8 protein-coding genes are annotated in these 14,470 nt (G+C 65.3%); 4 read left to right on the top strand and 4 right to left on the bottom strand.

What is annotated here, in order from left to right:
* Positions 1-40: 40 nt before the first annotated feature.
* Together ACMFWR_RS16955 and ACMFWR_RS16950 are read right to left on the bottom strand one after the other, a co-directional pair.
* Positions 41-871 carry a carbon-nitrogen hydrolase family protein gene (locus ACMFWR_RS16955; protein WP_413192756.1) on the bottom strand — a complete coding sequence of 277 codons (831 nt, stop codon included), beginning with the start codon at positions 869-871 and terminating at the stop codon, positions 41-43.
* 80 nt (positions 872-951) lie between these two features.
* Positions 952-5,547, bottom strand: a complete 4,596-nt coding sequence (locus tag ACMFWR_RS16950) for a YhdP family protein (protein ID WP_413192755.1) — start codon at positions 5,545-5,547, stop codon at positions 952-954.
* 178 nt (positions 5,548-5,725) lie between these two features.
* Here ACMFWR_RS16950 and glnE point away from each other — a divergent pair, with 178 nt between their 5' ends.
* Positions 5,726-8,707, top strand: coding sequence for a bifunctional [glutamate--ammonia ligase]-adenylyl-L-tyrosine phosphorylase/[glutamate--ammonia-ligase] adenylyltransferase (glnE, locus tag ACMFWR_RS16945; RefSeq protein ID WP_413192754.1), 2,982 nt, complete (start codon positions 5,726-5,728; stop codon positions 8,705-8,707).
* A gap of 119 nt (positions 8,708-8,826) precedes the next feature.
* On the opposite strand, the gene recN is transcribed toward glnE, so the two are convergent.
* Positions 8,827-10,476: a DNA repair protein RecN gene (recN, locus tag ACMFWR_RS16940; protein ID WP_413192753.1), complete on the bottom strand. Its 1,650-nt coding sequence runs from the start codon at positions 10,474-10,476 to the stop codon at positions 8,827-8,829.
* A 98-nt stretch (positions 10,477-10,574) separates the two neighbouring features.
* Entirely contained in the window at positions 10,575-11,504 is a 930-nt protein-coding gene (locus ACMFWR_RS16935) for an NAD kinase (protein WP_413194939.1), read from the bottom strand.
* A 149-nt stretch (positions 11,505-11,653) separates the two neighbouring features.
* Between ACMFWR_RS16935 and hrcA the strand changes: the two genes are divergently transcribed.
* The 3 genes from hrcA to ACMFWR_RS16920 all read left to right on the top strand — a co-directional run bounded on the left by hrcA (position 11,654) and on the right by ACMFWR_RS16920 (position 14,436).
* A complete protein-coding gene (gene hrcA, locus ACMFWR_RS16930; RefSeq protein WP_413192752.1) occupies positions 11,654-12,673 on the top strand; it encodes a heat-inducible transcriptional repressor HrcA in 1,020 nt (339 codons plus the stop codon).
* Between the two features lie 132 nt (positions 12,674-12,805).
* Complete coding sequence (gene hemH / locus ACMFWR_RS16925) at positions 12,806-13,915, top strand: ferrochelatase (RefSeq protein WP_413192751.1); 1,110 nt, start codon at positions 12,806-12,808, stop codon at positions 13,913-13,915.
* Between the two features lie 113 nt (positions 13,916-14,028).
* Positions 14,029-14,436 (top strand): RNA-binding S4 domain-containing protein, encoded by a 408-nt coding sequence (locus ACMFWR_RS16920; RefSeq protein WP_413192750.1) that lies wholly within the window; start codon positions 14,029-14,031, stop codon positions 14,434-14,436.
* Positions 14,437-14,470: the final 34 nt, after the last annotated feature.

Raw genomic sequence — 14,470 nt, 5'->3', positions numbered from 1 at the left:
TCTTGAAATCGGTGATCCGTCCGACGCGCGGAGGCGCGCCTTACGCGAGCACGCGGTGACGAAGCGCCGGCAGACTCTGCCGGACTTCGCCGATCCGCGCGGGATCGATGTCTCCCGCGACCACGCCGGGTCCTTCGTCGCGCTGCGCGACGATGGTGCCCCACGGGTCGATCAGCATACTGTGGCCCCATGTCCGGCGGCCGTTTTCGTGCTTGCCGCCCTGGGCCGCGGCGAGCACATAGCACTGATTCTCGACGGCCCGCGCGCGCAGCAACATCTCCCAGTGCGCCTGGCCCGTCGTATAGGTGAAGGCGGCGGGCACGACAATCAAGGCGCAATCGCCGAGTGCCCGGTAAAGCTCAGGAAAACGCAGGTCGTAGCATACCGAGAGGCCCACGTGCCCGAATGGCGCGTCGAAGCCGCGCACTTCGGTGCCCGGGCGAATCGTCCGGGCCTCGTCGAAGGCTTCAGTGCCTTTGACGAAATTAAACAGGTGGATCTTGTCGTACCGGACGATTTCGCGGCCCTGCGGATCGTAGACGAACGTGGCGTTGAGCACGCGCGAGGGCTCAGGCGCGGCCACCGGCAAGGTTCCGCCGATGATCCAGATGCCGAGGCGCCGCGCCGTGTCGGCCAGAAAGGTCTGGATCGGGCCGTTGCCGGCCGGTTCGCGCAGGGCCACCTTGTCAGTGTCCGAGTGACCCATGAAACAGAAGTACTCGGGCAGCAGCACGAGGCGCGCGCCGTCTTGTGCGGCTTGCTCGATCAGCGTCGCAGCCTGTTCGAGGTTGCGTTCGACGCTTGGCGCGCTGACCATCTGGATGGCCGCGACGCGGTACGGAAGCAGGGCAGTTTCGATCGGATCGTTCATCGCGGCAACAAGGGCGACACCGCAGGCGGCGCGGGCTGGCCGTTCGTCCGGAGGCCGTGTCGGCCCCGACCGGCGGCGCTTCAGTTCGCGGTTTCCTCGGTGACGGGATGGCCCATCTTACCCTCATCGGATTTGATGCGCTTAATCGTGGGTTTGTGCCACGTCCCGGTCACTTCATAGTCACGCGAGAAGGTGTTCGAGATCGACTCCGAGAGCAGGTACTGGCCGACATAGGTGCCCAGGCCAAGCAAGGGGTTGATGACAGCGATCGCGACCGACGCGGCGCCGAAGCTCAGCGTCGGGATCACCTTCACATGCAGGTCCTGCTCGTGGTCGACGAGGTTGACCGTGCCGGCCATCGTGGCGCGCGCGGGCTGCGTCACGAGTTTGAAATCGTCCGTCCTGGCGAGGCCATCGTGAATCGACGCCGTGGCCGTGATCGAGTCGAACGCGAGGCCGTGCCCTGCGACGTCGCGGAAATTCATCGTCAGGACCTTGAGCAGCGTTTGCAGCGACAGCAGGCCCAGCAGCTTGGCCACGCCCGGGTCGACCTTCACGAGCGTGCCGTCGCGCAGGTCAGCGGACAGCGAGCCGTTGAGCGTCGGATAGTTGATGGTCGTCGGGCCGCTGCGCCAGCCGACCTTGCCCGACAGCGTGCCGTTGCCGTTTTCAATTGTCCGGGCCAGTCCGAGGTTGGTCAGCAGGGCGCCGGCGTCGTGCACGTCGACCTTGAACTGAAGCACGGTGCGGCGCGGAATCGCCGGATCGTCATTGTCGAAGTCCTCGCCGGGCGACATGAACCGCGCGCGGCGCGAGGTGCGCCAGTTGCCGCTCGCGGTCAATGTGGCGGCGGGGTTGTCGAGTACGAGCTGATCGAGCAGCCACACCGGTTCGTTGTCGATATTCGTGTTCCGGGCGTTGACCTTGAGCTTGCCGAGGCTGTGGCCATAGACGATCAGGTCTTCAACCTCGAGATCGACGGCCGGAAACTCCGTCGACTGGCGCTCGAGCATCCTGCCGACAACGTCGTTCTCGGTGACTTTCGGAATATCGAGCTTGGCCAGGCGTGCCTGCAGATCTCCGTGTTCGCCATGCGACGGGGCGCGCCATGCCACATGGCCCGACACCTGGTTCGATGCGAGGTTGGCTTGCCACGTGTCACCTTCGTGCGACGCGCCGAGCACGACGTTTTCCCAGTGGCGCTTGAGCAGCGTGAGGTTGTCGACGTGGGCGGCGATGCGCGTGGGCGCAAAGCTGGCTCCGGCACGTGCTGCGGTGCCCGCATCGGCCGGCGTTCCTGCACCGACGCCGGCGATCGCACCCGAGGCCGCGCCGGCCGGCGCGGCCGCACGATCGGAGCCGCGCGTCGACGCAGTCTCTTCTGCTTGTGACTGTGGTGCCGGGGCCGCTTCCGTACCAGCTTGTTGTGCCGTCGCGGGCTGACCGATCGACGATGCCGGGGCGGGGACGGATGCCAGCGACGTTGCCGGTGCCGAAGCCGCAGCGCTGTCGACCTGCGCGGTAGCGGGCGCCGCCGCTTGTGCGGAAGCGCTCGCGGCGACGCCGCCCGAAGCTGACGCCGATACGTCGGCCTTCGGCGGCGGCGCGTCGCGCGTGGGCGTCGCATTCGGATGCAGAACCTTGTCGAGCGCGACGCGCCATGCGTCGAGGTCGAGGCTCGGCAGATCCACAGCGGCAACGACACCGTCATTGGGCAACGTCGCAGGCTTGTTCACGCCGATCGCGCCTTTGAGTGCGACGGGGTGCGCCACGCCGCGCACAAGATAGTTGGCGGCGAGCGCACCGCTCGTCATCTCGATTTGCGAGACGCTTTCGTCCGGATCGCTTCCCGGCCCGCCGCTCAGGCGGCGTAATGAGGCGACGGTCGGCCAGGCGTCCGCCTCGCTTTTGTGCAGCGGGGCGGGCAGATCGATGCCGAGGCCGACGAGGTCGGAGCGCAGCGTCAGATCGGGAATCGTATGGCGTTCGCCGTGCACGTTCAGAGAATAGGGCAGCGCGCCGCTCAGGTGTTCAAGCAGTGCATCGGTCGCAGGCGTGCGGGCCATGTCGCGCGCCTTGTCCACGCCGACGCGGCCGATCAGATCGACCGACACGCTGCCGTCTTCATTGAGCCCGCCTGTGCCGCGGATCGGGCCGCCGAAGATCTGGCCATTGACGCCGGCCATCTGAACGGTATGCCCCGTGAAGTCGATGGCGCCGCCGAGACCCGTCACGGTCGGCAAGTTCGCATACGTCAGGTCGTTGCCCTGCAGCATCACACGACCCTTGACGCCCGTTTTACCGAACTCGGGCGCGCGCGGCACGGTGACCGTCAGCGCAAGCTTCGCATTGCCTGTCGTCTTGATCTTTTCCGTGGCGCGGTCGACGGAATCGGGGACCGGGCTGTCGTTCAGATACTGCAGCATGTCGCCGAGCGGTCCGCGCGCCGAGCCGTCGATGATGAGTGACCGCGAGCGATCTCCAAGATCGGCAATCTCGCCCGTCACCTTGTCAACCTTGACCCCGCGATACCGTGCCGCGTCGATTTCAAATCGCAGCAGCTTGTTCTCGAGCAGGAACCGTCCGTCGATGTCATCGAACTCCGGCCAGTTTTCAAGCTTGCCGAAGCTCGTGCGCTTCGGCGGCCAGGGCGATGGATCGAATCGGGCGGCCGTGAACGGCGCGACGATCTTGAACTGGCCGTGCTGATCCGGATGCGAATACGGGAACTGATCGAGGTTGCCGTGCACCGCGATGGTCGCGCGATGACCGGTGCCGGCGACGAGGGCGTGGCCGAGGTAGGTGCGGAGCTTCTCGCTCATCGACGTCGGCAGATAGCGCGGCACGCGCGAGACAACGAGGGAATCGAAGTCCGCATCAAGGTCGAGAAAGCCGCGACCGGGCGCCGACTTGTGATATTTGATGTTCATCCCGCCGCGTGCGTCGGCGTTCGCGAAGCTGAACTTGTCGATGTTGACGTCGATCGCGGGCTGATTCGGATCGGCCGTGTCCTTGATCGACCAGGTGGTGCGGGCGGCAAGCGTGTCGAAGTCGAGCTCGGGTTCGTCGAACAGTCCCCGGATCGTGACCGAAGCGTCGCGCGCGTCGAGGTCGATGACACCTTTGCCTTCGTCGGCGTCGACGGTGCCCTTGAGGTTGTCAAACCCCGGCAGTCCGCTATACGGGTGGTGGTGCGCATTGAGTCCGGGCTTGGGCATCTGGGCCGAGACACCGAGTCCGTCGAATGCGGCCTTGAAGCGCACATGCTCGATTGCCTGAACCTTGTTGTTGCGCTGGGCCATTTCGGCCTGCTCGGTCGACGGCGCCGGACGCGCGAAGGCGATCGCATAGTTGCGCAGCATGCCGCGCGGCTCGAAGCGTGCGAGTGCATCCGCGACCGGATCGGGCAGCGGGAGCGTGCGCGCGATGTCGGCAAGCAGACCGACATCCATCGCGTCGCCGTCAATACTGAAGCGTTCGCCGTGTGCAGCGAGCGCCCGGCTCGCCGCGGCGGCGCCGCTGGCCGTGGCGAGCGCGCGACGGCCGAGGTTCGGTCCCTGGTAGGCCGCGCTGAGTCGACTGATGTCGAGGCGGCGGATCAGTGGCGTGCCGTCCGACAGCGGCCGCTCGCCGCCGAATTCGAGCGCGAGCTGGTGAACGTTGAACGTGGCGCCGTCGTTGTCCTGCTCGAGGTCATAACGGAGTTCGGCTGCCGGCACGCTGAGCACCGGGCGGTCTTTCACGAGTTCAAGCGCGAGCGTGTGGCCGGACAGCGCGCCGCGGGCCTGGGTGACGCGCCCGCCGGTGAAGTCGAACCACATCCGGCCGCCGACGCTTCCGGCATCGACGACGATGGGCAGCGACATATATTGAGCGGCGACGTGCAGGTCGAGCGGGCCGGCCTGCGCATACGCCGCGCCATCCCAGCCGCCCGCGTCACCGACCTGACCGAACAGCGCGCTGCGGAAATTCGCACGAAAGTCGAGCGGACCGTGGAGCACGTAGTCGTCGGGCTGCGCCTGAAGGCCGATTTCGTGGGTGCGGCCGTCGTTGATCAACGCAAAACGGATGTCACGCAGCGCAAACTCGGGCGCGTCACGCGTGTGGTCGCGCCAGCGCAACGTGCCGCCGCGCAGAATGATGGCGCGTTGCGACAGCAGCCAGTTCGGGAACGCGCGGTTGTGCTTGCCTTTGAACGCAAGATGAACCCCGCCGATCGAAAGTCCGCCCGACGCGTCACGTTCGATCAGCACATCAGGCGAATCGACGACGAGTCGCGAAAACACCAATTGGGCGCGGATGAATGATTCCCACGCGAGTTGTGCGTTGGCGTGCGGAATCGACAGGCCCGTCACGCCTTGTGCGTTCGTGATGGTCAGCTGGTCGATATCGACGCCGGGCTGCAGTCCTGTCCAGCGTGCCGACAGCTTGCCGATATGGACCGTCGCGTGGAGCGCTTGAGAGAGTTCAGCCTCGATGCGAGGACGAGCGAGACCGATATCCGGCAGTAACAGATACCGGAGCAGCACGATGGCGAGCGTTGCGCCGAAGTACAGCACGAGGGCGCCGACCAGCAGCACCTTGAATATGCGCCGCAACAGGCGGTAGCCACCCGGGTGCGAACTGTCGATGCGCGGCTCGTCGAGGGCGACGGACGTTTCCGGGCGTTCGGACATGCTGCGGGGGTCGTATGCGTATGGTAGTTTGCTGGGGCGTCGAAGGCACTTTAACACAGGCATTGCCCGGCCCGCGAGGCGGCGTGGGTCCGCCGGGAGGCGCGCCAGTGCTCGTTCAACTCTGTTCTATCCCGTTCTATTCAAGCGTGCCTCGCGGCCGCTGCGTACCCCTTTCGCGATGATCGATACCCCCTTGCTGTGCGAAGCGTTCTCGTCCTATGCCACGCGCGTGCTGCACGCGAACCCGGAACTGGCGGCGCGCCTGCCGGAGCTTGCCGGCCGGCCGGTCACACGTGAATGGATGGAGCGCCGCCTCGAGGCACTTGGCGTCGGGCCCGTGGCAGCGCCCGGCGCGGAAGGCGCAAACGCTGAACGTCCGGGCGAGGATGTCCTCAAGCAGGCCTTGCGCCGTCTTCGCGCGGAGGTCTACCTGATTGTGATGGAACGCGACCTCGCCGGCGTGGCGGACGTCGCCGAAGTCACGGGCGCCATGACCGATCTGGCGGAAATCGCTATCCAGCGCTCGCTCGAGGTGCTCGACGCGGAATTGCGCTCGACGTTCGGTGCGCCGCTCGGCGAGACGGACGGCGCGCCGCTGACGCTCGGTGTGGTCGGCATGGGCAAGCTCGGCGGCCGCGAACTCAACGTGTCGTCCGACATCGACCTGATTTTCGTCTACGAGGAAGAGGGCGAAACGGCCGGCGGTCAGCGTAAGCCCTTGTCGAATCACGAATACTTCACGCGTCTCGGCAAGCGTCTGATCGCCGCCCTGTCGGAGCTGACTGCCGACGGCTTCGTCTTTCGGGTCGACATGCGCTTGCGCCCGAACGGCGACTCGGGCGCGCTGGTGTCGAGCCTTGGCATGCTTGAAGAATATTTCTACGTCCAGGGTCGCGAGTGGGAGCGCTATGCGTGGATCAAGGGGCGCCTGGTGAGCCGCACGGACGACGCCAGCGGCGCACGCCTCGCGAATCTGCTCGACGGGCTCGTCAAGCCGTTCGTCTACCGGCGCTATCTCGATTTCAACGTAATCGGCGCGTTGCGCTCGCTCCACGAACAGATTCGTCGCGAGGCCGAGAAGCGCGCGACGATGCGCCCCGAGAAAGCCGATGACATCAAACTGGGGCGCGGAGGGATTCGCGAGATCGAGTTTTCGGCCCAGGTGTTCCAGCTGATCCGCGGCGGGCAGGACGCTGGGTTTCGCGTACGGCCTACGCTTGAGGTCTTCGCTCATGCGGTGTCGCTCGGCCTGCTCGCCGCGCCGATCGCGGCACAACTCTCGAATGCTTACCTGTTTTTCCGGCGCGTCGAGCACCGTCTCCAGTATGCTGACGACGCGCAGACGCATGCGTTGCCGGTCGATCCCGATGCCCGGGCACGTCTCGCCACATCGCTGGCTCATGTCGACTACGCGTCGTTGCTCGACGAGATCAACCGTCACCGCGCACTCGCCGAAGCGCAGTTCGATCGCATTTTCGCCGATAAAAACAACGGGGCGTCGGGGCCGGCTGCGGTCGTGCCGCCAACGGCGTCGGCCGCCGCGTTCACTGCCGCCGCGACCGCTGCAGCGACCTCTGTGGCTTCGACAATGCCACCCACCGATGCCACGGGTCATCATCATGCCCGCGCACAGGACTCGACACAGTCATTCGTGTCCGGCACCGACCTCTGGAACGAGGGTCTGCTCGACGAAGAGGTCGGCCCCGCACTCGCGGCTCAGGTCGCGCGTCTGGGCTTCAGTGATGCGACCGCCATGCTTGCGCGACTGCAAGTCATGCGGGGTTCGACGCGCTATTCGACGTTGCCCGAACGCAGCCGCGATCGTTTCGACCTGCTCGTCACGCGCGTGCTCGACGCCGCGCGCTCACTGCCTGCCGATCAATGCGATGCAATCGTGTTGCGTTTCCTCGATCTGCTCGAGGCGGTCGCGCGTCGCGGTGCCTATCTCGCGCTGCTGGCCGAATATCCCGCTGCGCTGATGCGCGTGCTCTCGGTAATCGGTGCATCACGCTGGGCCGCGGGCTATCTTCAGCAGCATCCTCAATTGCTCGACGAGCTGCTCGACGACGAGGCGCTGTCGGCGCCGTCGGACTGGGTGGCGTTCAAGCAATCCTTGTCGAGGCGGCTCGCACATGCCGACAGCGCCGAGCAGCAGCTCGATCTGCTGCGTCACGCGCAGCACGCCGAGACATTCCGGATCCTGTTGCTCGACCTCGCCGCGCATATCACCGTCGAGCGGATCAGCGACCTGTTGTCCGAACTGGCCGACGCAGTGCTCGAAGTCACCCTGGAGGCTGTCTGGCGGCAGATGCCGAAGCGTCATCGCGATGCGCCTCGGTTTGCCGTGATCGCGTACGGCAAGCTCGGCGGCAAGGAGCTGGGCTACGCGTCCGACCTCGATCTGATCTTCCTGTATGAAGACGACGATGAGCGTGCCGATGAAATCTACGCGGCATTTGCACGGCGTTTGATCACATGGCTCACGACCGCGACAGGTGCCGGTCAGCTCTACGATGTGGACCTGCGGCTGCGTCCGAACGGCTCGTCGGGGCTGCTCGTGACGTCGCTCGACTCGTTCCGGCGCTACCAGCTTCGAGAAGGCGATGGCTCGAATACAGCATGGGTGTGGGAGCATCAGGCGTTGTCGCGGGCGCGCTTCGCGTGTGGTGACGCCGCGATCGGTCAGGCGTTCGAGGCCATCCGGTCGCAAGTGCTGACGCAGCACCGCGAGGCGTTGCCGCTCGCGCAGGAAATCGTGGCCATGCGCGATCGCGTGCTCGAAGGCCATCCGAATCGCACCGCATTGTTCGATTTGAAGCACGACCGCGGTGGCATGGTCGACGTCGAATTCATCGTCCAATATCTCGTGCTTTTGCACGCGTCGAGCCATCCGGAATTGCTGCTGAACACGGGCAATATCGCGCTGCTGCGCGAGCTTGCGCATTTCGGTCTGATGCCCGACAGCGAGGCCGAAGCGGTCGGCAACGCCTACCGGCGGTATCGCGCGATCCAGCACAAGATGCGGCTCGACGGCATGGATGCGGCGCGCGTGCCCGAGGAAACCGTGGCCGGGGAAAAGGCCGCCGTGCAGGGCTTGTGGCGCCGGATCTTTGATGGCGTGCAGCCAGCGCCGCTCGGTGCAATCGGTATCGAGCGTTAGACCGCAGCGGCGAATCAGGCGCCGCAACGATCGGTGGCGCAGGCTACGCTGGCCGCAACGTTCAGTATTGAGCGCTGCGCCGACCTACGCGACCGAAATACGCGATCGACCTACGGGAATCAGGCCGCGAGCATTTCCTTCGCGTGCTTGCGCGTCGTCGCAGTGATTTCGACGCCGCCGAGCATGCGCGCGATTTCCTCGACGCGGCTCGGCTTGTCGAGCGGATCGACGGACGACACGGTGCCCGCGTCGACGGTGCGTTTGGCAACGCGGAAGTGATATTCACCGCGCGCAGCGACCTGCGGCAGGTGGGTCACGCAGAGGACCTGACGCATGCGGCCGAGCTGGTGAAGCAGCCGGCCGACCACTTCGGCGACCGCGCCGCCGATACCCGTGTCCACTTCGTCGAAGATCAGCGTTGGCGTCGGGCTGGCTGCGCTGGCGATCACGGCGAGCGCGAGGCTGATCCGTGCCAATTCGCCACCTGACGCGACTTTCGCGAGCGGCCGTAGCGGCACGCCCGCGTGGCCGGCTACGCGGAATTCAATCTGTTCAAGACCGTTCGGCCCGCCGTTGGGCTGCGGCACGAGCGCGACCTCGAAGCGGCCTCCTGCCATGGCCAGTTCCTGCATGCCGGTCGTCACGGCTTCACCAAGCGCCTTCGCGTGGCGCGTGCGTTCCTTCGACAGCTTTTTCGCGACGTCCTGATAGGCCTTCTGCGCTGCCGCTTCGGCGGCGCGCAAGGCATCGAGGTCGGCGGCGGCGTCGAGCGCCTCGAGTTGAGCGCGGCGCTCCTTGTGTTCGTCCGGCAGCGACTCGGGCTGCAGACGGAATTTGCGCGCCGCGGAGTGCAACGCGTCAAGGCGTGCATCGACCTCGGCAAGCCGATCCGGGTCGAGGTCGAGTCGTTGCGCGTAATGATTGAGCGAGTAGACCGCTTCCTGAATCTGGATTTCGGCCGGCTCGAGCGCCGCGAGCGCATCGGACAGGTCTGAATCGACCTCGGCCAGGTTGCGCAGCCGCGCGATGACCGCTGCGATCTGGTGCAGCATCGATTCGTCGGATTCGGACAGCGCGCCCAGCGCGGACTGCACGCCGTCGATCAGGTTGGCGGCGTTCGACAGGCGGCGATGCTCGACGTTGATCTCTTCCCATTCGCCGGCCTGCGGCTTGAGCTTGTCGAGTTCGGCGAGCTGCCAGGCAAGGCGCTCGCGTTCGAGCTGGATTTCGCGATCGCGGGACACGGCGGCTTCGATCGCAGCGCTCGCATCGCGTACCGCGCGCCACGCGCGCGACGTATCGGCCGCGAGGTTTCCCAGACCCGCATGCGTATCGAACAAGTCACGTTGCGCGTCGGCACGCATCAGCAATTGGTGCGCATGCTGTCCATGAATATCGACCAGCATCTCGCCGACCTCGCGCAACTGCACGAGCGTCGCTGCCGTGCCGTTGATAAACGCGCGCGACCGGCCGTTGGCATCGATGACCCGGCGCAGCAGAACAGTCCCTGTCTCGCCTTCGAGCGCCTGCTCCGCAAGCCATGCGTCCACGGCGGGGTAAGTCGAAAACTCGGCTGTGATGTCGGCGCGCGCCTGGCCGGTGCGCACGGACGATGCATCCCCGCGTGCGCCGAGCGTCAGGGCAAGCGCATCGATCAGGATCGATTTGCCGGCGCCGGTTTCCCCGGAGAAGACGGTAAAGCCGGTGTCGAACTCGAGGTCGAGCGCGTCGACGACGACGAAATCGCGAATCGAAAGATGACGCAGCATGGCAGACGTGCTCTCCAGGGCGGCACGGGGTGGAGCTGAAAACAGAAATGTACCTGAGTGCGCGTGACACTCAAACGGGAGGCCCGCTCAGTCCCTCGTCAGCCGCGCAGCTCGTCGTCTTCGTGCGACGGGTACTCGTTCCAGTGAAGTTTCTTGCGCAGCGTCGCGAAGTGGCTGTGGCCGACCGGATGCAGGAAGGGCACCGTATGTTTGGCGCGGCGGACCTCGATCACATCGTTGAGCTCCAGCGCGGTGAACGCCTGCATGTCGAAGTTCGCATTGACGTCGCGACCCGCGACGATCTTGATCGCGATCTCGGAGTCGTCGGGCAGCACGATGGGGCGGTTCGACAAGGCGTGCGGGGCAATCGGCACGAGCACGATGCCTTCGAGCTGCGGATGGAGAATCGGGCCCTGGGACGAGAGCGCATACGCAGTCGACCCCGTGGGCGTTGCGACGATCAGACCGTCGGAGCGCTGGTTATACATAAAGCGCCCGTCGACCGAGACCCGCAGCTCCGCCATGCCGGAAAAGCCTGAACGATTGACCACGACATCGTTCAGCGCATCGGAGCGGAAAATCGTCTGGCCTTCGCGGCGGATCCGCGCTTCGAGCAGCGAGCGCTCTTCGCGCTCGAACGCGCCGCCGAGCATGTCGAGCACGACCGTCCGCATCTCTTCGAGCGGGATGTCCGTAATAAACCCGAGGCGGCCGGCGTTGATCCCGATCAGCGGCGTGCCGAACGGGGCCAGTTCGCGGCCGATACCCAGCATCGTGCCGTCGCCGCCGACGACGACGGCCACGTCGGCGCGTTCGCCGATCTGCGCGGGGCTCAGGCGCTCGAAGCCGTCGAGTCCGAGGCTGACGCCCGTCTCGGCTTCGAAAACGACCGTGTAGCCTTTGCTGGCGATGCACGTCGCCAGCGTCTTGAGGGGTTCAGCGATGCCCGGTGTATTGGCTCGGCCGATCAGCGCGACGGTCTTCAATAGTCTCCCCTTTTTTCCATGCCCCGAATTACACCATAGGATATGCCGGGCGGGCACGCGGTTCCGGATGTCGAGGTTTGTCCGGATGTCGTGCCGGCTTCGCACAATTGCGCGGCAATCGTGGAAAAGCGGGCAATGAAACGTCCTTTTAACCCGCATGCACGCCGCCGCCATCCGGTTACAATCGGTCCATGCTCGACCCACGCGCCCAAACCCTGCTCAAGACCCTGATCGAACGGTACATCGCCGAAGGTCAGCCGGTCGGCTCGCGCACGCTGTCGAAGTTCTCGGGGCTGGAGCTGTCGCCCGCGACGATCCGCAACGTGATGTCCGATCTCGAGGAGCTTGGACTCGTCTCGAGCCCGCATACCTCTGCGGGACGGGTGCCGACGCCGCGTGCCTATCGGCTGTTCGTGGACACGATGTTGACCGTCCAGCCGCTTTCCGACGACGAGCAGGTCAAGCAGAACGTCCAGCAACGGCTTACGCCGGCCGAACCGGCCAAGCTTGTCGCAGCAGCGGCGAGCGTGTTGTCGAACCTGTCGCAGTTCGCGGGCGTCGTGCTGACGCCGCGCCGCAGCCATGTGTTCAAGCAGATCGAGTTCATGCGGCTGTCGGAGAAGCGGATCCTGCTGATCATCGTGACGCCCGAAGGCGACGTGCAGAACCGCATCATGGCGACGCAGCGCGAATATTCGCCCGCGCAGCTGATCGAAGCGTCGAACTACATCAATAGTAATTTCGCGGGTCTCAGTTTCGACGAAGTGCGCCGGCGTTTGCGCACCGAAATCGATCAATTGCGTGGCGACATGACCGTGCTGATGCAGCAGGCCGTGGCGGCGAGCACCGACGAAACGGATCCCGGCGAAACGGTGCTGATTTCAGGCGAACGGAACCTGCTGGAGGTTGCCGACCTGTCGTCGGACATGGCGCGGCTGCGCAAGCTGTTCGACGTTTTCGACCAGCGCACGAGCCTGCTCCAGCTACTCGACGTGTCGAGCCACGCGCAGGGCGTGCAGATCTTTATCGGCGGCGAGTCGAACCTCGTACCGATCGAGGAAATGAGCGTCGTCACCGCACCCTACGAGGTCGACGGCAAGATCGTCGGCACCCTAGGCGTCATCGGCCCGACCCGGATGGCGTATCAACGTGTGATTCCGATTGTCGATATCACGGCACGTTTGCTGTCGAATGCGTTGAGCCAGCATTGAGTCGTCACGCGTGCCGCGCTTGACGGCGCCACGCACCCAATCGGCGCCATAGAAGAATCGTATCGGCTGACTGGTCGCAAGCGCGGCCATCCGGGTGCACAATGGCCCCTTCGCCGACTCTCTGCCGAACTGATGCGATTCGATCTTGAACTTCCTTCCCAGGACCCGAATGCGACGGCGCAGCGCACGGCGGTGTTGCTGATCAATCTCGGCACGCCCGACGCGCCGACGCCGCGCGCGGTACGCAAATACCTGGCTGAATTCCTGTCGGACCCGCGCGTCGTCGAAATCCCGCAGTGGATCTGGCAACCGATTCTCCGTGGCGCGATCCTGCCGTTTCGCGGCCGCGCGTCGGCCCACAAATACACCTCGGTCTGGATGCCCGAAGGCTCGCCGCTGCGCGTCTACACCGAGCAACAGACCAACGCATTGCGCGCATGGTTTGTGGCGCACGGCGTGCCAGTGCTGGTCGATTACGCAATGCGCTACGGCTCGCCGTCCATCGCGGACGTCCTCGGCCAGCTCAAGCGCGCCGGCGCCGATCGCATCCTGCTGCTGCCGATGTATCCGCAATATGCCGCATCGACCGTGGCCACCGCGTTCGACAAGGTCGCGGACGCAATGCGGCGCATGCGCAATCAACCCGAGATCCGCGCGATCAAACAATATCCGGATGCGCCGGGCTATATCGCTTCACTCGCGGCGCAGATTCGCGAATATTGGGCGATTCATGGCGTGCCGAATTTCGCCGCAGGCGACCGATTGTTGTTGAGTTTTCACGGCTTGCCCAAGCGCACGCTGAACCTCGGCGATCCGTATCACAACCAGTGTCAGCTCACGGGTGGTCTGCTGGCCCAGGCACTTGGTCTCGACGAGACGAGTTGCCGGGTGACCTTCCAGTCGCAGTTCGGTCGCGAGGAATGGCTCCAGCCCTATACGGCGCCGACGCTTGCCGAACTCGGCGCCGCAGGCGTTCGGCGCGTCGACGTGTTTTGCCCGGGCTTCACGGCGGACTGTCTCGAAACGATCGAAGAGATCGGCATGGAAGGGCGCGACGCGTTTCTGAAGGCCGGCGGCAAGGAATATCATCGCGTGCCGTGCGTGAACGCGTCGCCGGCGTTCATCGAGGCGCTCGGCCAGATCGCGTTGGCCAATCTTGGCGGGTGGGTCGAGGTTCAGGCGGTCGCGTCGCCCGCGGACCGCAGGGCGGCCGCGCAGGATTTCCTGCACGCCGTTCGTTGACCGCGACTACCCAGTCGGGTTGCTCGGAAGCGTGACTAGCGCGCCTGTTTGGCCCGTCCGGAGAACGACGCAATCCGAAAAGGCACTCCGCTGTTTTTTGCTCTGATACGTTGATGCAATACAAGATTTCAACCGAACCCACCGCGCGCCTGCGCATCGACAAATGGCTATGGGCGGCGCGCTTCTTCAAGACGCGCTCGCTCGCCGCGGATGCGGTCGGGAAGGGCCGTGTAAGGGTGAACGGCGATGCGGTGAAGACTGCAAAGGAAGTACGCGTCGGCGATCTTGTGACGATCGAGATCGAGCGGCTGCGCTGGGAAGTTGAAGTCCTCGGAATCTGCGATGTGCGGGGACCCGCCACGGTCGCGCAGACGCTCTACGCGGAGACCCCGGAAAGCACAAAGGCGCGATCCGATGAGCTGGCGCGCCGCAAGACGTTTCATGAACCGGCGGCCGAGCGCCATGGCCGGCCGACCAAGCGCGACCGGCGCGATATGGATCGATTTTCGGGCGGGGATTAAGTCAGCGGTTCGTCGCGATGCGGGCCCGTCAGCA

Origin of the sequence: Pararobbsia alpina (assembly GCF_965118125.1) — a bacterium.
GTDB lineage: Bacteria > Pseudomonadota > Gammaproteobacteria > Burkholderiales > Burkholderiaceae > Pararobbsia > Pararobbsia alpina_A.
Note: the sequence above shows the minus strand (reverse complement) of the source record. Positions and strands in the feature narration are given on the sequence as shown.

Excerpts from the sequence above, each read along its gene's own strand:
- recN (WP_413192753.1), bottom strand. The coding sequence starts at position 10,476 with ATGCTGCGTCATCTTTCGATTCGCGATTTCGTCGTCGTCGACGCGCTC.
- hemH (WP_413192751.1), top strand. The coding sequence starts at position 12,806 with ATGCGATTCGATCTTGAACTTCCTTCCCAGGACCCGAATGCGACGGCG.
- glnE (WP_413192754.1), top strand. The coding sequence starts at position 5,726 with ATGATCGATACCCCCTTGCTGTGCGAAGCGTTCTCGTCCTATGCCACG.
- ACMFWR_RS16950 (WP_413192755.1), bottom strand. The coding sequence starts at position 5,547 with ATGTCCGAACGCCCGGAAACGTCCGTCGCCCTCGACGAGCCGCGCATC.
- ACMFWR_RS16955 (WP_413192756.1), bottom strand. The coding sequence starts at position 871 with ATGAACGATCCGATCGAAACTGCCCTGCTTCCGTACCGCGTCGCGGCC.
- hrcA (WP_413192752.1), top strand. The coding sequence starts at position 11,654 with ATGCTCGACCCACGCGCCCAAACCCTGCTCAAGACCCTGATCGAACGG.
- ACMFWR_RS16920 (WP_413192750.1), top strand. The coding sequence starts at position 14,029 with ATGCAATACAAGATTTCAACCGAACCCACCGCGCGCCTGCGCATCGAC.